The following is a 21094-nucleotide window of genomic DNA, read 5'->3' as shown; positions in this document are numbered from 1 at the left end:
GGTGCCGCAAAGCCTCTGGCTTGAACTAGGAACATCGTGAAATCAAAGGCTTAAGGCCCGGACTGGGACCGTGCCAGCCTTTGGAGGGCAGTTTGACTCGTTATATTTCGACCCGGGGCGAGGCCCCTGAGCTTGGCTTCTGCGACGTGATGCTGACCGGGCTTGCCCGCGACGGCGGCCTGTATGTGCCGGTGACCTGGCCGCGGCTGTCGACGGAGACCATCGCCGGCTTCTTCGGTCGGCCTTATTGGGAGGTCGCGGTCGAAATCATCCGTCCGTTCGTCGGCGGTGAGATTCCGGACGCCGAGCTCGGCCGCATGGCGAACGAGGCCTATGCCACCTTCCGTCATCCGGCCGTGGTGCCGCTGCGCCAGATGTCGCCGCATCAATTCGTGCTGGAGCTGTTTCACGGTCCGACGCTCGCCTTCAAGGACGTGGCGATGCAGCTGATCTCGCGGCTGATGGATCATGTGCTCGCCAAGCGCGGCCAACGCACCACCATCGTGGTCGCAACGTCAGGCGACACCGGCGGTGCCGCGGTCGAAGCCTTCGCGGGGCTGGAGAATGTCGACCTCATCGTGCTGTTTCCGCACAAGCGCATCTCCGAGGTGCAGCAGCGCATGATGACGACGACGGGCGCGGCCAATGTCCACGCGCTCGCCGTCGAAGGCAATTTCGACGACTGCCAGGCGCTCGTGAAGGGGATGTTCAACAACCATCGCTTTCGCGACGCGACCTCGCTGTCCGGCGTCAATTCCATCAACTGGGCGCGGATCGTTGCCCAGGTGGTCTACTACTTCACGTCAGCGGTGGCCGCCGGTGCGCCGGCGCGGGCGGTGGACTTCATCGTGCCGACCGGCAATTTCGGCGATATTTTTGCAGGCTATGTCGCCAAGCGGATGGGTCTTCCGGTGCGCACGCTGCGCATCGCCGCCAACGTCAACGACATCCTCGCCCGCACGCTCAAGACCGGCATCTACGAGGTGCGGGAGGTGCACGCGACCGCTTCGCCGTCGATGGACATCCAGATCTCCTCGAATTTCGAGCGGCTGCTGTTCGAGGCGGGCAAGCGCGATGCCTCGAGCGTGCGCCGGCTGATGGAACAGTTGAAGCAGTCGGGCCGCTTCGTCCTGCCCGACGCGATGCTCGCCGCGATCCGCGAGGAATTCGACGCCGGCCGAGCCGACGAGACCGAGACCGCGGCCGCGATCCGCGCCGCCTGGCGCGAGGCCGGCGAGCTCGTTGATCCCCACACCGCCGTCGCGCTCGCCGTCGCCGATCGCGACACCACCGACACGAGCGTGCCCAACATCGTGCTCTCGACCGCGCACCCCGCCAAATTCCCTGATGCCGTGGAGACCGCTTGCGGCCAGCGGCCGCTTCTGCCGGCCTGGCTCGACGGCCTCATGACCAAACCAGAACATATGAAGGTGATGAAGAACGATCAGGCCGAGGTCGAGCGGTTCGTGCTGTCGGTCAGCCGCGCCGCAAAACAGGGAGTTGCCGGATGAGCGTCGAGATTTCCAAGCTTGCCTCCGGCCTGACCGTCGTCACCGACAACATGCCGCATCTGGAGACCGCCGCGCTCGGCGTCTGGGCCGGCGTCGGTGGCCGCGACGAGAAGCCGAACGAGCACGGCATCTCGCATCTGCTCGAACACATGGCCTTCAAGGGCACCACCGCTCGCTCCTCGCGTGAAATCGTCGAGGAGATCGAGGCGGTCGGCGGCGACCTCAACGCCGGGACGTCGACCGAGACCACGTCCTATTATGCCCGGGTGATGAAGGCCGACGTGCCCTTGGCGCTCGACGTGCTCGCCGACATTCTCGCCAATCCCGCCTTCGAGCCCGACGAGCTCGAGCGCGAGAAGAACGTCATCGTGCAGGAGATCGGCGCGGCGCAGGACACGCCCGACGACGTCGTGTTCGAGCATCTCAACGAGCTCTGCTATCCCGACCAGCCGATGGGCCGCTCGCTGCTCGGCACCGCCAAGACGCTCAAAAGCTTCAATCGCGACTCGCTGCGGAGCTACCTGTCGACGCATTATCGCGGCCCCGACATGGTGGTGGCGGCGGCCGGCGCCGTCGATCACAAGCAGGTCGTCGCCGAGGCCGAGAAGCGCTTTGCGAGCTTCGAGGCAACGCCGGGGCCGAAGCCGCAGGCAGCTCAGTTCGGCAAGGGCGGCGTCAAGGTCGTGCATCGCGAGCTCGAGCAGGCGCATCTGACGCTGGCGCTGGAAGGCGTGCCGCAGACCGATCTGTCGCTGTTCTCGCTGCAGGTCTTCACCAACATCCTCGGCGGCGGAATGTCGTCGCGACTGTTCCAGGAGGTGCGCGAGAAGCGCGGCCTCTGCTATTCGATCTACTCGTTCCACGCGCCCTATACCGACACCGGCTTCTTCGGCCTCTACACCGGCACCGATCCCGCCGACGCGCCCGAAATGATGGAGGTCGTGGTCGATATCATGAATGATTCGGTCGAGACCCTGACCGAGGCCGAGATCGCCCGCGCCAAGGCGCAGATGAAGGCGGGGCTGCTGATGGCGCTGGAGAGCTGCTCCTCGCGCGCCGAGCAGCTCGCCCGGCACGTGCTGGCCTATGGGCGGCCGCAGACCGTGCAGGAGCTGGTGGCCCGGATCGATGCCGTCAGCGTCGAATCGACCCGCGATGCGGCGCGTGCGCTGCTTTCGCGCAGCCGCCCTGCAGTTGTCGCATTAGGCAGCGGCAGGGGTCTGGACACGGCGGTATCTTTTGCGGAAGGATTGACCCGGGCGCGCGCCAAGGCGCGGCTTCACTAAAAGGCGCGGCTGCACCAGGAGCCGCGCTGGCGTACGCCCACCCCGGGAAGCATCACCATGGCCCTGTTTCGCCTGCCGTCCAGTGGACCTGCTGCTCTCGCCCCCCGCGGCAACGGATTGTTGCTGCGCGCGCCGCAGATGTCGGACTTCCTGCAATGGGCGCATCTGCGCGAGACCAGCCGCGATTATCTGACGCCGTGGGAGCCGATCTGGCCGTCGGACGATCTCACCCGCTCCGGCTTCCGTCGCCGCCTGCGCCGCTATTCCGAGGACATCGCCGCGGACCGCTCCTATCCCTTCCTGATCTTCCGTGAGCTCGACGGCGCCATGGTCGGCGGCATCACGCTGGCCAATGTCCGGCGCGGCATTGTTCAGGCCGGCACCATCGGCTATTGGGTCGGCCAGCCGCATGCCCATCGCGGCTACATGACCGCAGCGCTCCGGGTGCTGCTGCCGACGCTGTTCGGCGAGCTCAATCTGCACCGGGTCGAGGCCGCCTGCATCCCCACCAATGCGCCGTCGATCCGGGTGCTGGAGAAGTGCGGCTTCTCCCGCGAGGGGCTGGCGCGCCGCTATCTCTGCATCAACGGGGTCTGGCAGGACCATCTGCTGTTCGGCCTGCTGCACGAGGATTTCCGCGGCTGAGCTACCCCTGCGCGCCGGGATCACCACTTTTTACTGCCTTGGGATCGCCGATTTTGGCGATATAACCCGCACGAGCCGGCCGATCGGCCGGGATGTCGTGATGGAGTACTGGCGTCCATGAATGAACTTCGATCATTGCGGAATGCGCTGCGGCGGGGTCCGGTGATCGCGCTGGCGCTGTCGGTGTCATTTGCGGCCGTGTCGCCGGTCGCAGCGCAATCGCTGACCGACCGCTTCAAGAGCCTGTTTGGTGGCAAACCCGACGAGCCTGCCAAGCCTGCGCCCGCGCCGGGCGCGCCTGCCGATGACGAAATCGATTGCCCGCAGGTCACGGTGCGCGCCGGAGCGTCCACCTATGGCGTCGGCGCGACCGGCAAGGCGGCGGTCGGCAACGACGTGCGCTTCCAGGCCTCGATCAGCAAGATGGCGCGCGAATGCATCCGCAATGGCAGCGAGATCACGGCGCACATCGGCATCCAGGGCCGCGTCATCGCTGGCCCCGCGGGCGCACCTGCGACGGTCGAAGTCCCCCTGCGTGTCGCTGTCGTGCAGGGCGGCGTCGGCGAGAAGGTGATCGCCTCGAAGGCCTACCGGACCACGGTCGAGATGACGGAGGGCGGCAGCGTGCCCTTTACCTTCGTCGCCGAGGACCTCTCCTATCCGGTGCCGTCGGCGGCGGTTGCCGATTCCTACATCTTCTATGTCGGCTTCGACCCGCAGGCGCTGGGCCCCGAGCCGAAGGTGCGGAAGAAGAAGTAGGCCACTCGCTCAGCTGTCGTGCCCCGGCTTGACCGGGGCATCCAGTAGGCCGCGGCTTATCGAGGAGTCACAATCGTCTCGGAGTACTGGATCGCCCGATTAAATCGGGCGATGACAGCTCGTTTGGAGATGCAACCTCGCACAAACAAAAAAGCCGGCGCTATCAGCGCCGGCTTTTTGATGGGTGAGGCTTCTATCCTCAGTTCAGCTTCTGGCGAACCTCGGTGATGCCCTTGGCGAGCAGATCGTCGGCGACCTGTCCCTTGACCGATTGCGACAGGATCGTGGAGGCGGCCTGCACGGCGGCTTCCGCGGCTGCGGCGCGGACATCGGCCAGCGCCTGGGCCTCGGCGAGCGCGATCTTGCTCTCCGCGGTCTTGGTACGGCGGGCGACGAAGTCTTCCATCTTCGCCTTGGCCTCGGCCGCGATGCGCTCGGCTTCGCTCTTGGCGTTGGCGATGATGTCGGCGGCCTCGCGTTCGGCCGAGGCGCTGCGGGCCTTGTAGTCGGCCAGAACCTTGGCGGCTTCCTGCTTGAGGCGCGTCGCATCGTCGAGCTCGGCCTTGATGCGCTCGGCGCGCTTGTCGAGCGCCGACATCGCGCTCTTGAAGACCCCGACATAGCCGAACACGATCATCAGGATGACGAAGGCGACGGCAACCCATGTTTCAGGTTCGAAGAACATATCGACTAACCCTTCAAGGACGCATCAACGGCGGCATTGACCGACGCTGCGTCCGGAACGACGCCCGTGAGCTGCTGCACGATGGTGCCTGCCGCATCGGCCGCGATGCCTCGGACATTGCTCATGGCGGCCGTGCGGGTCGAGGCGATGGTCTTCTCCGCCTCGGCGAGCTTGGTCGCCAATTGCTCTTCCAGCGCCTTGCGCTCGGCGTCCGCCTGCGCATTCGCCTTGTCGCGGGATTCGTTGCCGATGGCCTGCGCCCGCGAACGCGCCGAAGCGAGCTCGCCTTCGTAGGCCTTCAGCGCCGCTTCGGACTGGTCCTTCAGCGTCTGCGCCTCGGCGAGGTCACCCTCGATCTTGTTCTGACGCGCTTCGATCGCACCGCCGACCTTCGGCAGAGCGAGCTTGGACACGATCACGTAAAGCGCGACGAAGAAGATCGCGAGCGACACCAGCTGCGAAGCGAAGGTGCTGCTGTCGAACGGCGGAAACGCGCCGGCGTGATGACCGCCGTCGGCTTCGGTGTGGGCGCCGGTCTCCGGAGCTTTCGCCTCGCCATGACTCTCGGCCATGGAGTACTCCTGTTGCTGTCACGCGCCGCTTCGGATGAAGCGGCGCGAAGAAGTCGTTCTTTAGAAAACGAACAGCAGAAGCAGCGCGATCAGCAGCGAGAAGATGCCGAGCGCTTCGGTCACGGCGAAGCCGAAGATCAGGTTGCCGAACTGGCCCTGGGCAGCCGACGGGTTGCGAACGGCTGCGGCGAGGTAGTTACCGAAGATCACGCCGACGCCGACGCCCGCGCCGCCCATGCCGATGCATGCGATGCCCGCGCCGATAAGTTTTGCTGCTGTCGGATCCATTTTAGACTCCTTGGAAGAAAGATTGGGTTTTGGGTGGAAATTCCCCGGACCGCTCAGTGTCCCGGATGAATGGCGTCGTTGAGGTAGATGCAGGTCAGGATCGCAAACACATAAGCTTGCAGGAACGCGACCAGGATCTCGAGCGCGTAGAGCGAGATCGTGAGCGCCAGCGGCAGCACGCCGCCGACCCAGCCGATCGCGCCGAGCGAGAAGCCCAGCATGGCGACGAAGCCCGCGAACACCTTGAGCGCGATATGGCCCGCCAGCATGTTGGCGAACAGACGGACGCTGTGGGAAACCGGCCGCAGGAAGAACGACAGGATTTCGATGAACATGACCAGCGGCAGGATGTAGCCGGGGACGCCGTGAGGAACGAAAATCTTGAAGAACTTCAGGCCGTTCTTGGCGACGCCGTAGATCAGCACCGTGAAGAACACCAGCAGCGCCAGCGCGACGGTCACGATCAGATGGCTCGAGATCGTGAAGGTATAGGGGATGACGCCGACGAGGTTCGAGACGCAGAGGAACATGAAGATCGAGAAGACCAGCGGGAAGAACTTCATGCCTTCCGTGCCGGCGGTCGAACGGATGGTCGAGGCGACGAACTCGTAGGAGATTTCGGCGACCGACTGCAGGCGGCCCGGAACCAGCTGCGTGCCGCTGGCCAACATCAGGATCGAGATGACGGCGACGGCCACCAGCATGTAGAGCGATGAATTGGTGAATGCGATCGTCTGATGGCCGATATGGCCGATCGTGAAGAGAGGCTCGATGTTGAACTGGTGGATTGGATCGATTTTCATCGGCGCGGCATCTCTTGGTCTGCCGGACGAGCCGGCGTGTCTCGGTCTGCCGGCCGGGCCGGCCCGCACCGGCGAAACCGGCGCGACAATTCCTCTCCGTGGGTCGGATCGGCTTTACGAACCACCGCGCCTGTTCTGACCTGCGCCCGCCGACCTCACCACGTTCACCACGCCGGCCACGAAGCCCAGCAGCATGAACACGATAAATCCGAAAGGCGACGTCGACAGCAAGCGGTCGAAACCCCAGCCAATCCCCGCTCCGACAGCGACACCGGCGACCAACTCGGAAGATAACCGAAAACCAAGCGCCATCGCCGAGGCTCTGGCCGCTCCGTCTCCACCGTCACCTGCGGGTTGCTCGGTCTTGATGTGGCGGCCGCGAAATTCGGACAACCGCTGATCGAGACTTCCGAGCCGTTCGGAAAGCGCAGCTTCCTCGGGCGATCTATCGCGATCTCCATTCCCGCTGTGTCCCGTGTCCTGAGCCATGCCACGAAGACCCGAAACGCTGCGGTTGAATGGAAATTACGCCCGCCACCCTCAAAAGCCGCGCGGACCATACTGACCGCACATAATCAAGTCAAGCCAAGTCACGATCGCGTCGTGATCGGCTATATATCTGATTTTATTGGAGATATTGACCCGCACACGAGCGCTGCACACAGCGTGACGCCGCACCGCAGCAGCTCGCCGCGCGATCCGCCGCCGTGGCCGACATTTCGCCGCGCTCACGGGATCAAAGGGACGGCCGTTACAGTTGATTTTGCCGAAGCGGTTTTTGGCGGCGGATTCGCGCGAGCGGGCGATGCGCGGCTCTCCGCCGGGGTGTAGAATTTGGGTTATGCGCCACCTGCGCAGCGTGGCGGAGAGGGCAATGAGGCCGGCGAAATCATCCACAACATCATGGCTGGCGGCGGCGATCGTCGTCGCGACTTCCGTCAGCGGCAGCCTGGTTGCCGCGCAATCGGCGCCTGAGGGCGAAAATGGCCGCTACACCATGACGCCGATCCCCGAGGGCGTGCTGCGGCTCGACACCCGCACCGGCAGGGTCTCGACCTGCAGCAAGAACGGCTCCGGCTGGGCCTGCTACGCCGTGCCCGACGAGCGCTCAGCGCTCGATGCCGAGATCGGCCGCCTCCAGGCCGAGGTCGAGAAGCTGAAGGGGCAATTGGCCGCAGGGCCGACCGTATCGGGCAAGATCGACGAGGCGCTGCCGAAGTCCGACCCGCTGAAAAAGGCCGAGCCAAAGGTCGCCGAGGGCGACCGCAAGCTCGAGATTCCGCTGCCGAGCGACCAGGACATGGACCGCATGATGTCGTTCCTGGAAAAAGCCTGGCGCCGGCTGATCGACATGGCCAACCGCGTACAGAGGGACGTGTCGGGGAAGATTTGACACTTCTGCGTCCTGACGAAAGCCAGGACCCATACGCCGCGGCCCCGCTGTTTTTCTCGATGGCAGTCACGATCTCTCGTAGTCACAGGCATTCGGGGTAATGGGTCCTGGCTTTCGCCAGGACGACGTAATGAGAGAGTTTTGATGACGTCATCCAAATCCATCACCCGCTCCGCGCCGTCCTCCGTGCAAGCCACCACGATCGTGTCGTCGCTGCTCACCGTGCAGACGCCCGGCCGCGGCTTCACCGATCTCACCGGCGAGGTCGCAAAATTCATCAATGAGGCCCACGCCCGCGACGGCGCGCTGACGCTGTTCATCCGCCACACCTCGGCGTCGCTGACGATCCAGGAAAACGCCGATCCGTCCGTGCTGGTCGATCTCACCACTGCGCTGTCACGGCTCGCGCCCGAAAGCGTGCCGTGGACACACGACACCGAAGGGCCGGACGACATGCCCGCGCATGTGAAGACGATGTTGACGCAGACCTCGCTGCAGGTGCCGGTGTTGGGCGGCAAGCTGGCGCTCGGCACCTGGCAGGCGATCTACCTGGTCGAGCACCGCGCGCGGCCGCATCGCCGCGAGGTCGTGCTGCAATTCATCGGCGGCAATTAGTAGCGTTCCGCAAAAGAAACCGGCCGCGGATCGCTCTGCGGCCGGCTCTGTTGATCTGTTGCGACGCGCGATCAGGTCTTGGTGATGTCGACGTCCTTCGTCTCGGGGACGAAGAGGAAGCCGACCACGGCCGTGATGATCGCGAACACCACCGGGTACCAGAGACCGGCGTAGATATCGCCGGTCGAGGCCACGATCGCGAACGCGGTCGCCGGCAGCAGGCCGCCGAACCAGCCGTTGCCGATGTGGTAGGGCAGCGACATCGAGGTGTAGCGGATGCGGGTCGGGAACAGTTCGACCAGCATCGCCGCGATCGGGCCGTAGACCATCGTGACGAAGATCACCAGGATGAACAGCAGGCCGATGATCGCCGCCACCTGCGGACGGAAGATGTCGAACGGGTTGGACATCTTCACGATGCCGGGGTCGCCCGCCTTGGGATAGCCCGCTGCCGCGATCGCAGCCGTGATCGCCGGGTTGCCCGCCTTCGCGTCGGGATAGGCGATGTCCTTACCGTTGATCATGACCTTTACGCCGGAGCCGGCCGCGCCGGCGCTCGTCGAATACTTGACCGACGAGGCGGCGAGGAAGGCGCGGGCGGTGTCGCAAGGCGCGGTGAAGACACGGGTGCCGACCGGATTGAACAGGTCGCCGCAGCCCGCGGGATCGGCCACCACCTCGACCTTCGTGGCCTCGATCGCCTTTTCCAGCGCCGGGTTGGCGTTGCTGGAGATCATCTTGAAGATCGGGAAGAAGGTCAGCGCCGCGATCAAGCAGCCGCCGAGGATGATCGGCTTGCGGCCGATCCTGTCGGACAGCGCACCGAACACGACGAAGAAGCCGGTGCCGAACAGCAGCGACCACGCGATCAGCAGGTTGGCGGTATAGCCGTCGACCTTGAGGATCGATTGCAGGAAGAACAGTGCGTAGAACTGGCCAGTGTACCAGACCACGCCCTGGCCCATGGTGCCGCCGAGCAGCGCCAGCAGCACGAGCTTGCCGTTCTGCCAGTTGGCAAAGGCTTCCGTCAGCGGCGCCTTCGAGCTCTTGCCCTCTTCCTTCATCTTCTGGAAGATCGGCGATTCATTCAGGCGCAACCGGATCCACACCGACACGCCGAGCAGCAGCACCGAAACCAGGAACGGGATGCGCCAGCCCCAGGCCGCGAAGTCCGGCTCGCCGGTCGCGGTACGGGTGAACAGGATCACCAGCAGCGACAGGAACAGGCCCATGGTCGCCGTAGTCTGGATGAAGGAGGTGTAATAGCCGCGCTTGCCATGCGGGGCATGCTCGGCGACATAGGTCGCAGCACCGCCATACTCACCGCCGAGGGCCAGGCCCTGCAACAGGCGCAAGGCGATCAGGATCACCGGGGCGGCAAAGCCGATGGTTGCCGCGCTGGGCAGCAGGCCGACGATGAAGGTCGACAGACCCATGATCAGGATGGTCACGAGGAAGGTATATTTGCGGCCGACGATGTCGCCGACGCGACCGAACACGATTGCGCCGAAGGGGCGAACCAGGAAGCCTGCGGCAAAGGCCAGCAATGCGAAGATGTCGCGGGTTGCCGGCGGATAGGCCGAGAAAAACTGCGCGCCGATGATCGGGGCCAGCGACCCGTAGAGATAGAAGTCGTACCACTCGAAGACGGTGCCGAGCGACGATGCGAGGATGACGAACCTCTCATCCTTCGTCATCCCGATCGGCCGAGCCGACGTTGCAGCCATTGTGGACATTGTGAATGCGCTCCCCGAATTTCGTTTCCTCACGTCCCAGCTGTCCGGGCCTGCCGGATCAACCCTGGTCTTGCCCCTAAGGTAACATCGGCGTGAAACCCGTCCCAATACGACTTTCGGCCGTGCGCACTGACAAGCAACTGACGAGGCGGATTTATAATGCCGCGCCGCAGGCGGCGCCTGCGGATTAACCCCCTTCCGGCAAAGGAATATTGTGCCCTTGCATGCCACGGCTGGCCGGGAAAGAATTGACCATCGCGCCTGACAGGATTACTGGCGCTGACGTGAACGACAGCAAGAGATCGATGAACGCTCCCTCCACCCATCTCGTCATTGCCGACGATCATCCGTTGTTCCGTGATGCACTGCGGCAGGCGGTGGCGGGCGTCCTCTCGACGGCGAAGATCGACGAGGCCGGATCGTTCGAGGATCTGACTAAGCTGTTGGAACAGACCTCCGACGTCGACCTGGTCCTGCTCGACCTCTCGATGCCCGGCATCTCCGGCTTCTCCGGCCTGATCTACCTGCGCGCGCAATATCCGGCGATCCCGGTCGTGATCGTCTCGGCCTCCGACGACAGCGCCACGATCCGCCGCTCGCTCGATTTTGGCGCCTCCGGCTTCATCCCGAAGCGATTCGGCGTCGAGACGTTGCGCGATGCCATTCTCAAGGTGATGGAGGGCGATGTCTGGGTTCCCGCCGACACCGACCTGACGGCCGCCGCCGACCCCGACATGACCAAGCTGCGCGACCGCCTGGTGACCCTGACGCCGCAGCAGGTGCGGGTGCTGATGATGCTGTCGGAGGGATTGCTGAACAAGCAGATCGCCTATGAGCTCGGCGTCTCCGAGGCGACCATCAAGGCGCATGTCTCGGCCATCCTGCAAAAGCTCGGCGTCGAGAGCCGCACCCAGGCCGTGATCGCCGCCGCCAAGATCGCCGGCGGCCAGTGGAAGCAGGGCACGCCGACGGGGTAGGGCGCCCGGTCGCTCAACATGTCCGACTGTGGCTTCATGCCCAAACGGTGCTGACAGTCCGTTGTTTCGCGTGCTTTGATAGCAGGGTCGAACCGAACGGAGCGCCGGCAACGCATGAAGCGACGCGCGTTTTTGCACGCGGTGGGAAGCACGGCCATCGCATGGCCGGTGCATGCATGGGCAAAAGACGCGAAGCTGCCGTTGGTGGCGGTGCTGTTTCCCGGTACTGACGATTTCTTCAAGCCGAGATTGGCGGCCGTGCGTGACGGCCTGAAGGACGAAGGAATGGTCGAAGGCCGCGACTATGTCCTCGAATCGCGCGTTGCGAATGGCGATTTTTCACAATTGCCTCGCCTCGCCGAGGAGCTTGACGCGTTGAAGCCTCGGCTCTTCGTGGGCGCGGCCCAGGCGGTTGGCACTCTGCGCCGACTACGACCCGACGCACCGCTGGTGTTTACCGCCGTCGCCGTTGATCCGATCGCGGTCGGTCTTGCCGAGAGTTATGCGAGGCCCGGCGGGACGGCCACCGGCAATGTCATGAACGCAGTCGGCGGGGAAGAGAGCCTGACGGCGAAGCGCCTCGGCTTTTTCAGGGATTTGGTCCCGAACGTTCGGCGGCTTGGGATGATCGGCGTTGCGGACTACGGGGTGGCGCGTCTTGAGACCTCCGAACAAGAGGCGTTGCGCAAGATCACGGCACAATCGGGGATCGGCTTCGACAGCTACGAGATCCATTCCAATCTCGACGATCTCGACGCGGCCCTCGCGAAGGCCTTGGGCCATGGTGTCGAAGCATTTTACATTTCCGGCGATCCGGCTCTGACTTTCAGGATCTCGGTCGTGATGCCCCGACTTCTGGCGACGGGTAAGCCGACATTTGGTTCTTACCCCGATTGGGCGCATGCCGGCATGCTCCTGACCTATTCCAGCGATGCCGTCGATGGCTTTCGACGCGCGGGCGCCTATGCGGCCAAAATCATCCGGGGTGCCAATCCCGGTGATCTGCCGATCGAGCAGGCCAGTAAATTCTGGCTGGTGATCAATCTCAAGACGGCAAGACAACTCGGAATCAAGGTCCCCCCGGACTTGCTGACGCTGGCCGACGAGGTGATCGAATAGTCAGCGATGTTCCTCTGGGGCTCAATCCGGCCATTCGACGATGTCCGCTTCAATGCCGCTGTCGAAGGATCCACGGGCATCCCCAACGCCTTGGGCCGTTCGCTGGGCAAAACACCCATTGCAGGGTCAATCGCTGCTCGCCAAAAGATTCCACTTTGCCGAAATTCGGATTTGTCGCATGTTTCGCCCATCCTGATCCGGCGAAGAGGGGCGTGAAGCGAACAGCAAAACTCGGGCGAGATCAGCCGCGAGAAGGTAGATCTTGGCGCCGCTGCGCTCGCAATGACGATGTGGAAAGACCTGTGCGACATTGTGCTCCCGTGCCCCGGACGCAGCGCAGCGTCTCTTCGACGGTGCGCTGCAGAGCCGGGGCCCATTTCGCCGGATGCCGTGCCGCTTTTCTGGATCCCGGCTCTGCGCAGCAGCGCACATATGCAGATCCTGCAATCGGATTTCCGCCGGCCTCACAACTTCTCACAAGTCCAAACGGGCTTTCGGCCACCGGCGCTGATAGGCAGTCGCATGACCGCAAGGCTGCCGCCGATCGGATCGGATGCCGCCAAAAACTATCAAGAAGGTACCTGACCATGACACAGATGATCGACCCGCATCGCCGCCGGTTCCTTGGCATCGCAGCCGGAACCGCCGCCTTGGGCCTCGGCGCGATCGACCTGGCGCGCGCTGCAACGGAAGCGCCGCAGTCCTCGGCAACATCAGCATCTTTCGGCACGATCAAGCAGATTCATGCCGGCGTCCTCGATGTCGGCTACGCGGAAGCAGGCCCCGCGACCGGCCCGGTCGCGATCCTGCTGCACGGCTGGCCCTACGACATTCACAGCTTCGTCGATGTCGCGCCGATCCTGGCGCAGGCCGGCTATCGCGTCATCATCCCGTATTTGCGCGGCTACGGCTCGACGAACTTCCTCTCCAGCGAGACGCTGCGCAACGGCGAGCCGGGCGCGCTCGCCGTCGACATCATCGCGCTGATGGATGCGCTCGAGATCAAGAAGGCGGTCCTTGCCGGCTTCGACTGGGGCGCGCGCACCTGCGATATCATCGCCGCGCTGTGGCCCGAGCGCTGCCGCGCGCTGGTGTCGGTCAGCGGCTATCTGATCTCGAGCCAGGCCTCGGGAAGCGCGCCGCTGCCGCCGGCGGCGGAGCTGCAATGGTGGTACCAGTTCTATTTCGCGACCGAGCGCGGCCGCGCCGGCTACGAGAAGTACACGCATGATTTTGCCAAGCTGATCTGGAAGCTGGCCTCGCCGCAATGGAAGTTCGACGACGCCACCTTCGATCGCAGCGCGAAAGCCTTCGAGAACAAGGATCACGTCGCGATCTCGATCCACAATTACCGTTGGCGGCTCGGGCTTGCCCAGGGCGAGGCGAAGTACCAGGAGATCGAACAGAAGCTGGCGGCTTCTCCCATCATCAGCTTGCCAACCATCACGATGGAGGGCGATGCCAACGGCGCGCCGCACCCCGATCCCAGCGCCTACGCCAAGAAGTTCTCGGGCCGCCACGACCATCGCCTGATCACCGGTGGCATCGGTCACAATCTGCCGCAGGAAGCGCCACAGGCCTTTGCCAAGGCCGTCATCGATGTTGACGGGGCCGCCTGAGAACTGTCGATGGCGGCGGCCCGTCTCACTCCGCCGCCACCATCTGCTGCGTGCGCCACTGTCCGAGCAGGGCGCGCAGCGAGGCCGGCTTCACCGGCTTGTTCAGCACCGCGATCTTCTCATCGCGCGCCGCGCTTTGCACCGCGGGGCTGCGATCGGCGGTGATCAGGATCGCGGGGATGCCGTCGCCGAAGCGGCGGCGGATGTCGCGGATGGCGGCGATGCCGTTGCCGCGGTCGAGGTGGTAGTCGACCAGCAGCCCGGTCACGCGCTTGCCGGCGGCCTCGATCGCATTGATCGCGCCTTCGGGGTCGGCGACCGCGATCACCTCGGCGTCCCAGGCCTTCAGCAGCGTCCGCATGCCGTCGAGGATCGCCGCATCATTCTCGATGCAGACGATCAGCGCGCCCGAGATCGGTGTGCGCGCCAGCGGCGTTGCGCTGGTCACCGCCGCGGTCAACGTCACGGCCTTTGCCGTCGGCACCGTCACCGAGAACAGCGAGCCGCCGCTCGCATTGGCGTCGATGGCGATGCTGTGGCCCAGCACGCGCGCCAGCCGCTCCACGATCGAGAGCCCCAGTCCGAGTCCGCGTGCGATCCTGGCGCCCTGCTCGAGGCGGTGGAACTCCTTGAAGATCTCGCCGCGCTTCGCCGCGGGGATGCCGACGCCGGTGTCGTAGACGTTGATCGCGAGCGAGTCCCCGCGGCGGCGGCAGCCGACCAGCACCCGTCCGCGCGGAGTGTATTTGATCGCGTTCGAGATCAGGTTCTGCAACAGCCGCCGCAGCAGCAGCCGGTCGGACTCGACCGGCAGCGAGCACGGCACGAAGGTGAGATCGAGGCCCTTGGCGCGCGCAATCGGCGCGAACTCGATCTCCAGCGAGCGCATCAGATCGGCCATCTTGAAGCTCGAGATCGAGGTTGCCATTGCGCCGGCATCGAGGCGGGAGATGTCGAGCAGCGCGCCGAGGATCTCCTCGATGGCCTGCAGCGATTCGTCGATATTCTCGACCAGCCGCGTCTCCTCGCCGCTGTGCTGGCGCTCGACCAGGCTCGTGACATAGAGCCGCGCCGCGTTCAGTGGCTGGAGAATGTCGTGGCTGGCGGCTGCGAGGAACCGCGTCTTGGAGATGCTGGCGTCCTCCGCCGCGCTCTTGGCCAGCGCCAGCTCCGAGTTCAGCCGCGTCAGCTCCTCGGTACGGTCGCGCACGCGCTTTTCCAGCGTCGCATTGGCGCGCTCCAGCGCTTCCGCCGCCTCGAAGCTCGGCGTGACGTCGGTGAAGGTGATGACGAAGCCGCCGCCGGGCATCCGGTTGGTGAGCACCTCGATCACCATGTGGCGTTCGGGCAGGCGTTCGAGATAGGGCTCGCTGTCGGTGGTGTAGGCCACGAGCCGCTGCTCGATCATCGCCTCACGGTCAGAATGGTCGGCGGGATCGCTCACGCCCATGAATTCCAGGATCTCGCGCAGCGGCGTGCCGAACTGGATGAAATGCGGGGGCACGTTGAGCAGGTCGCCGAACTGCCTGTTGGAGCAGATCAGCTGCAGATCGGCGTCGAACACCGCGATGCCCTGGCGCACATGGTTGAGCGCGGTCTGCAGGATCTCGCGGTTGAAGTGAAGTGCCGCATGGGAATCGTCGAGCAGTTTCAGCGCGGCTTTCGCAGACACGGTTCGCTTGCGCAGCAGCAGCGACATCACCAGGCGCGAGGACGCGGCCCCGATCGAAGAGGCGATCAGGTGCTCGGCGTGCTGCAGCAGCTCGAAATCCGCGGGCGCTCCGGACTCCAGCCGCATATTGCGCCGCGCCGAGAAGGCTTCGAACGAATGCTGGGCGCGCTCGGGCCCGAGATATTGCGCGACCGTGGCCTGGATGTCCTGCACGGTGATGGTGGTGCGCCAGCGGCGGAAATTCGGAGCGATCGGGGCGAGCGTATTGGGCACGAACAGATCGGCCTGCACCAGCTCGATGGACGAAGGTTGCCGCGCCAGCGACAGCAGCACGTAGGTGAGGACGTTGAGCGAGAGCGACCAGACCACGCCGTGCATCAGCGGCGACAAATCGGCGCCGAACAGCGCCTGCGGTCGCAGCGCCTCGATGCCGAACGGGCCATGCTGGAGCAGCAACAGGCCCGATGTCGACGTGTCCATGAAGCTCGGCAGGAACAGCGTGTAGAGCCACGCCGCGAAGCCGACCAGCATGCCGCCGATGGCGCCGCGCGCGGTCGCTCGCCGCCACAACAGGCCACCGAAAAAGGCGGGCGCCAACTGCGCGATGGCGGCAAAGGACAACAGGCCGATCGCCGCGAGCTGAGCATTGCCGAGCGCGCGGTAGTAGAAATAGGCCATCACCATGATGGCGAAGATGGCAAGCCGCCGCGAGCGCAGCAGGAAGTCGCCGAAATCGGTGGCGCCCGCGCGCCCCTCGGGCCGACGTTGCAGCACCAGCGGCACCACGAGGTCGTTCGATACCATGATCGAGAGCGCGACGCATTCGACGATCACCATTGCGGTGGCGGCCGACAGTCCGCCGACGAAGACGGCGACGCTGAGCAGTCCCGCGCCGCCCTCCATCGGCAAGGCCAGCACATACATGTCGGGGTCGACCGCGCCGAACGGGAAGGTGATGAGGCCGGCGAGCGCGATCGGGATCACGAACACATTGATGGCGACGAGATAGAGCGGGAACAGCCAGCGCGCGCGGCTCACCTCGGCGTCGCTGGAGTTCTCGACGACGCTGACGTGAAACTGCCGCGGCAGCAGCATGATCGCGCAAAGCGACAGCACCGTCATCGTGAGGAAGTTGCCGATCGACGGCGAATAGTCGATGGCGCGCACCGCCTCCGGCGTCTTCATCGCGCGCTCGATCAGTTCATGCGGCGAGAACATCCAGAAAGTGACGAAGATGCCGGCGGTGAGGAAGGCAGCCAGCTTGATGGTGGACTCGGTTGCAACCGCCAGCATCAGGCCGTGCTGATGCTCGGTGGCGTCGGTCTGCCGCGTGCCGAACAGCACCGCGAAGGCCGCCATTGCCAGCGTCACCATCAGCGCGATGTCGCCGAGGATCGGGATGTGGGAGAACGCCTGGTCCTCGCTCAGGATGACTTCGAGCGAGGACGCCACGGCCTTGAGCTGCAGCGCGATGTAGGGCACCGATCCGATGATCGCGATCAGCGCCACCGTCGCCGCCACGGCCTGGCTCTTGCCGTAGCGCGCGCCGATGAAGTCGGCGATCGAGGTGATGTTGTGCGCCTTGGCAAGCTGGATCACGCGGCGGAGCACGCCGGCGCCGAGCCCGATCATCAGGATCGGGCCGACATAGATCGCAAGGAAGTCGGTCGAGGTGCGGGTGGCGAAGCCGACCGAGCCGAAGAAGGTCCAGGAGGTGCAGTAGATCGCCAGCGACAGCGGATAGATCAGCCCGGACGCGCGGCCGGGCTTGGCCGACGAGCGGCGGTCGCCATGGCTCGCCACCAGGAACAGGAAGCCGATATAGCCGAAGGCGGCGGCGATCACGCCCCAATCGTGCAGCATGGCGAGCGTGCTTCTCCCATGGCGCGCTAGCGCCCGATCTCATTTTCGCTGCAAATCTAGCGCTTTAGCGGAGTGGAGGCGACAGCGAAATGGCCGGCGAGAGCGGGAACTGGGGTTGTCGTTAAGCTGCGCAGCTTGAGGGCCGCCGAGAGAATCCCCGTGCGGCACCCCCCCTCCCTGACCCTCCCCACAACAGGGGAGGGAACGGAGAGAGTGTCGATTGTCGCGGCGAAAAACAAAGCTTGGTGTGCAAAATCAAAGTGAGGTCGGCACTCCTCTCTCGCTCCCTCCCCCCTTGTGGGTCCCTTGTGGGGGAGGGTCGGGGAGAGGGGTAGCCACGTGGACGGTGAAAGTTGGGGTCGGAGACGCCTACTCCGCCGCCAGCGACTTCTCGCTCAGCGGCAAGTCCAGCCGGTCCCACACCTGCAACAGGGCTTCGGCGAGCTGATCGATCAAGCCGTCGTCGTGATAGGGCGAGGGCGTGATGCGCAGGCGCTCGGTGCCCTTGGCGACGGTCGGATAGTTGATCGGCTGGATGTAGATGCCGTGATCCTCGAGCAGCATGTCCGAGGCCTGCTTGCACTTCTCGGGATCGCCCACGAACAGCGGTACGATATGGGTGTCGTTCGACATCACCGGCAGACCTGCGGCATTGAGGATCGCCTTGACGCGGGCGGCGCGGTCCTGGTGGCGCTCGCGCTCCCAGCTCGAGGTCTTCAGATGCCTGATCGCAGCCGTTGCGGCCGAGCAGATCGCCGGCGGCAGTGCGGTGGTGAAGATGAAGCCCGGCGCATAGGAGCGCACGGCGTCGATGATATGGCCGTTGCCGGCGATGTAGCCGCCGAGGCAGCCGAATGCTTTCGCCAGCGTGCCTTCGAGAATGTCGATGCGATGCATGACGCCGTCACGCTCGGCAATGCCGCCGCCCCGCGGGCCGTACATGCCGACGGCATGAACCTCGTCGACATAGGTCATCGCATTATACTTCTCGGCGAGATCGCAGATCCTGGCGAGCGGGGCGACGTCGCCGTCCATGGAATAGAGGCTCTCGCAGGCGATCAGCTTCGGCCGGTTCGGGCCCGCAGCCTTCAGCTTCGCTTCGAGATCGGCGAGGTCGTTGTGGCGGAACACGACCCGCTCGCAGCCGGACTGGCGGATGCCCTCGATCATCGAATTGTGGTTGAGCTCATCGGAGAGGATGAGACAGTTCGGAATGAGCTTGGCGATGGTCGCGATGCCGGTCTGGTTCGAGACATAGCCCGAGGTGAACAGCAGCGCCGCTTCCTTGCCGTGGAGGTCGGCAAGCTCGGCCTCGAGCTGCACCAGCGGATGGTGCGTTCCGGCGATGTTGCGGGTTCCGCCAGCGCCGGTGCCGACGCGCGTTGCGGTCTCGACCATGGCACCGACCACTTTCGGGTGCTGGCCCATGCCGAGGTAATCGTTGGAGCACCAGATCACGACGTCGCGCTTGCCCTTCGGCGAGTGCCAGACCGCATGCGGGAACCGGCCGGCGGTGCGCTCCAGATCGGCGAACACGCGGTAGCGGCGCTCGGTGTGGAGGCGATCCAGGGCGGAATTGAAGAATTCGGCGTAATCCATCGGTGCAACCTGTGACGGAACTGACCAAAAGGGCCCACATCCTTAGAGCTTTTCCAGCTCTAATGTCTATGCGCTATCCCACATTTGGCCGTGAGGGGCATTTGGGCAAAATGCCCTATCGTGCGATCTGAAACTTGATTCCGATCAAGTTCGCGACAGTGCTCGATGGTGCTGTGCAATATCTGCCGCATGTGCCGGGTTGGCCGCTCCTCGAGCGGCGCTCCCGCCGGTATTCCCTCGCAGGGCCGGCAAGCGGTCCGGCGGTTAACCCAAAAGGGCCTATCCATGAAGCGCGTGATGATCCTGAACGGTCCCAATCTCAATATGCTCGGTATTCGCGAGCCGCACATCTATGGCACGACGACCCTCGCAGCGGTCAATGCGAGCTGCGAGGAGGCGGCGGGCCGGCTTGGGCTCAAGCTCGCCTTTCACCAGTCCAACCATGAGGGCGTGCTGGTCGATCTGATCCAGTCGGCGCGGCAGGATGCCGACGCTATCGTCATCAATCCGGCCGGGCTGTCCTTCACCTCGGTCTCGATCATGGACGCGATCAAGACGTTCGAAGGTCCGGTGCTGGAGGTCCACATCTCCAATATCCACGCCCGTGACGAATATCATCGCCACTCGAAGATCTCGTTCGTCGCAACGGGTGTGATCTGCGGACTCGGCCCGTTCGGCTACATCGCGGCGCTGCACGCGATCGCGAATATGAAGTGAGATGCTTCCGCAAACTCGTCATGCCCGGGCAAAAGCGCGAAGCGCGTCTTCGCGCCAGATGCCCCGGGCATCCACGAACTTGCTTTCATGTAAGAGAACGTGGATGGCCGGGACAAGCCCGGCCACGACGGTGACCACTCACGTCGTCCTGAACTGCAGCACGCCGTCCTTGGTCTCGGCGGTCAGCCGGCCCTCGACGATCATGTAATTGACGTGGGCGACGAGCTCGCCGGCGGCAAAGCCCATCTGGTGCTCGTCCAGCACGTGCTTGTTGAACACGACAGGCACCAGCGCGCGCGAGGTCTGCGGCACCTCGCGGCAGGCTTCCGCGATCAGGCGGCAGCGTTCCTCATGGTGATCGGCGAGCTGCTTGATGCGCGTCTTCAATCCGTAGAACGGCACGCCGTGGCCGGGCAGCACCAGCAAATCATAGGGCAGGGTGGTGGTGAGGCTTGCGAGCGAGGCCAGATATTCGCCGAGCGAATTCTGGTCGGGCTCGACCGCCCACACGCTGACATTCGGAGAGATCTTGCTCAGCACCTGGTCGGCGGACAGGAACAGCTTGTCGTCGGCACAATAGAGCATCACCTGGTCGAGCGCATGCCCGCCGCCGGTGATCACCTTGAAGCGGCGCGTGCCGATCACGACCTCGTTGCCATGCGAGATGCGGCGGTAGGACGGCGGCAGCACCGAGACGCGCTTGAGATAATCCTGGCCGCGGCCGAGCAGCTTCTCGGTGAGCGACTCGTCCATGCCGTGGCGGCGGAAGAACAGCCGCTGCGCCTCGCGCCGCTCCTCGGTGCCGCGGTTCTGGTGATAGACCGATTGCAGATATTCGACCTGCGACATCACCAGCGGGCATTTGAACCGCTCGACGATCCAGCCCGCGAGACCGACATGGTCGGGGTGGGAGTGCGTGACGATCAGGCGCGTGATGTTGACGCCCTTCAGCGGGCCTTCGAACAGCTTGGTCCAGGCCTCGATCGTCTCCTCGTTGCCGAAGCCGGCATCGATCATGGCATAGCCGTCGCCGTCGGCGAGCAGGTAGATGTTCACGTGGTTGAGGCGGAACGGCAGCTTCAGCCGCGCCCACAACACGCCGGGCCTGATCTCCACGACTTGGTCGTGGCCAGGATGCTGGTCCCAAGGATAGCGCAGCGCCTCGGCCGAGGACTGCACGGTATCGGTTTTTGCGTTCATGGTACCCGCTTAAACCCAGCGCGGGCGGGGCGCCA

The 21094-nt window shown here is 64.6% G+C and carries 20 protein-coding genes; 11 read left to right on the top strand and 9 right to left on the bottom strand.

Annotation, left to right across the window (positions count from 1 at the left end; genetic code table 11):
- The first annotated feature begins 92 nt into the window (after positions 1-92).
- The 4 genes from thrC (at position 93) to XH91_RS32290 (ending at position 4201) form a co-directional block, all read left to right on the top strand.
- On the top strand, positions 93-1511 hold the full coding sequence (thrC, locus tag XH91_RS32305; RefSeq protein ID WP_164933533.1) for a threonine synthase: 1419 nt from the start codon (positions 93-95) through the stop codon (positions 1509-1511).
- Positions 1508-2797, top strand: a complete 1290-nt coding sequence (locus tag XH91_RS32300; RefSeq protein ID WP_128954350.1) for a M16 family metallopeptidase — start codon at positions 1508-1510, stop codon at positions 2795-2797. The genes thrC and XH91_RS32300 overlap by 4 nt, the downstream gene beginning before the upstream one ends.
- A gap of 57 nt (positions 2798-2854) precedes the next feature.
- The gene (locus tag XH91_RS32295) at positions 2855-3442 is read left to right on the top strand and encodes a GNAT family N-acetyltransferase (protein WP_018316343.1); all 588 of its coding nucleotides are present in this window, start codon (positions 2855-2857) and stop codon (positions 3440-3442) included.
- 117 nt (positions 3443-3559) lie between these two features.
- Positions 3560-4201: a hypothetical protein gene (locus XH91_RS32290; protein ID WP_128954349.1), complete on the top strand. Its 642-nt coding sequence runs from the start codon at positions 3560-3562 to the stop codon at positions 4199-4201.
- A gap of 199 nt (positions 4202-4400) precedes the next feature.
- Here the strand turns inward: XH91_RS32290 and XH91_RS32285 are convergent, their stop codons facing one another.
- From XH91_RS32285 to XH91_RS32265, 5 genes are all read right to left on the bottom strand, one after another.
- On the bottom strand, positions 4401-4886 hold the full coding sequence (locus tag XH91_RS32285; protein WP_128954348.1) for a F0F1 ATP synthase subunit B family protein: 486 nt from the start codon (positions 4884-4886) through the stop codon (positions 4401-4403).
- 5 nt (positions 4887-4891) lie between these two features.
- On the bottom strand, positions 4892-5458 hold the full coding sequence (locus XH91_RS32280; protein ID WP_128954347.1) for a F0F1 ATP synthase subunit B family protein: 567 nt from the start codon (positions 5456-5458) through the stop codon (positions 4892-4894).
- Between the two features lie 60 nt (positions 5459-5518).
- On the bottom strand, positions 5519-5746 hold the full coding sequence (locus XH91_RS32275) for a F0F1 ATP synthase subunit C (RefSeq protein WP_092238250.1): 228 nt from the start codon (positions 5744-5746) through the stop codon (positions 5519-5521).
- 53 nt (positions 5747-5799) lie between these two features.
- Positions 5800-6549 carry a F0F1 ATP synthase subunit A gene (locus XH91_RS32270; protein WP_128954346.1) on the bottom strand — a complete coding sequence of 250 codons (750 nt, stop codon included), beginning with the start codon at positions 6547-6549 and terminating at the stop codon, positions 5800-5802.
- A gap of 114 nt (positions 6550-6663) precedes the next feature.
- Complete coding sequence (locus tag XH91_RS32265; protein WP_128954345.1) at positions 6664-7038, bottom strand: AtpZ/AtpI family protein; 375 nt, start codon at positions 7036-7038, stop codon at positions 6664-6666.
- 114 nt (positions 7039-7152) lie between these two features.
- On the opposite strand from XH91_RS32265, the gene XH91_RS39125 reads away from it, so the two are divergent.
- The 3 genes from XH91_RS39125 (at position 7153) to XH91_RS32250 (ending at position 8557) form a co-directional block, all read left to right on the top strand.
- Positions 7153-7380, top strand: coding sequence for a hypothetical protein (locus tag XH91_RS39125; RefSeq protein ID WP_164933532.1), 228 nt, complete (start codon positions 7153-7155; stop codon positions 7378-7380).
- Positions 7381-7423: 43 nt separating this feature from the next.
- Positions 7424-7942: a hypothetical protein gene (locus tag XH91_RS32255; protein ID WP_164933531.1), complete on the top strand. Its 519-nt coding sequence runs from the start codon at positions 7424-7426 to the stop codon at positions 7940-7942.
- 144 nt (positions 7943-8086) lie between these two features.
- The gene (locus XH91_RS32250; protein WP_164935293.1) at positions 8087-8557 is read left to right on the top strand and encodes a secondary thiamine-phosphate synthase enzyme YjbQ; all 471 of its coding nucleotides are present in this window, start codon (positions 8087-8089) and stop codon (positions 8555-8557) included.
- A 71-nt stretch (positions 8558-8628) separates the two neighbouring features.
- On the opposite strand, the gene XH91_RS32245 is transcribed toward XH91_RS32250, so the two are convergent.
- Positions 8629-10254, bottom strand: coding sequence for an MFS transporter (locus tag XH91_RS32245; protein ID WP_206733080.1), 1626 nt, complete (start codon positions 10252-10254; stop codon positions 8629-8631).
- A 344-nt stretch (positions 10255-10598) separates the two neighbouring features.
- On the opposite strand from XH91_RS32245, the gene XH91_RS32240 reads away from it, so the two are divergent.
- From XH91_RS32240 to XH91_RS32230, 3 genes are all read left to right on the top strand, one after another.
- Positions 10599-11270 (top strand): response regulator, encoded by a 672-nt coding sequence (locus tag XH91_RS32240; RefSeq protein WP_128954341.1) that lies wholly within the window; start codon positions 10599-10601, stop codon positions 11268-11270.
- Between the two features lie 114 nt (positions 11271-11384).
- Complete coding sequence (locus tag XH91_RS32235; RefSeq protein WP_128954340.1) at positions 11385-12389, top strand: ABC transporter substrate-binding protein; 1005 nt, start codon at positions 11385-11387, stop codon at positions 12387-12389.
- 587 nt (positions 12390-12976) lie between these two features.
- Positions 12977-14008 (top strand): alpha/beta fold hydrolase, encoded by a 1032-nt coding sequence (locus tag XH91_RS32230; protein WP_128954339.1) that lies wholly within the window; start codon positions 12977-12979, stop codon positions 14006-14008.
- A 25-nt stretch (positions 14009-14033) separates the two neighbouring features.
- Here the strand turns inward: XH91_RS32230 and XH91_RS32225 are convergent, their stop codons facing one another.
- Both XH91_RS32225 and hemA read right to left on the bottom strand, forming a co-directional pair.
- Entirely contained in the window at positions 14034-17543 is a 3510-nt protein-coding gene (locus tag XH91_RS32225) for a PAS domain-containing hybrid sensor histidine kinase/response regulator (protein ID WP_128954338.1), read from the bottom strand.
- A 369-nt stretch (positions 17544-17912) separates the two neighbouring features.
- Complete coding sequence (gene hemA, locus XH91_RS32220) at positions 17913-19142, bottom strand: 5-aminolevulinate synthase (protein ID WP_128954337.1); 1230 nt, start codon at positions 19140-19142, stop codon at positions 17913-17915.
- Positions 19143-19427: 285 nt separating this feature from the next.
- Here hemA and aroQ point away from each other — a divergent pair, with 285 nt between their 5' ends.
- Complete coding sequence (gene aroQ / locus XH91_RS32215; RefSeq protein ID WP_128954336.1) at positions 19428-19859, top strand: type II 3-dehydroquinate dehydratase; 432 nt, start codon at positions 19428-19430, stop codon at positions 19857-19859.
- A 138-nt stretch (positions 19860-19997) separates the two neighbouring features.
- On the opposite strand, the gene XH91_RS32210 is transcribed toward aroQ, so the two are convergent.
- Positions 19998-21059: an MBL fold metallo-hydrolase gene (locus XH91_RS32210; RefSeq protein WP_128954335.1), complete on the bottom strand. Its 1062-nt coding sequence runs from the start codon at positions 21057-21059 to the stop codon at positions 19998-20000.
- Between the last annotated feature and the right edge of the window lie 35 nt (positions 21060-21094).

This window comes from Bradyrhizobium guangzhouense, assembly GCF_004114955.1.
GTDB classification, from domain to species: Bacteria; Pseudomonadota; Alphaproteobacteria; order Rhizobiales; family Xanthobacteraceae; genus Bradyrhizobium; species Bradyrhizobium guangzhouense.
The sequence above is the reverse complement of the archived record's forward strand: the minus strand, read 5'-3'. Positions and strand labels throughout refer to the sequence as shown.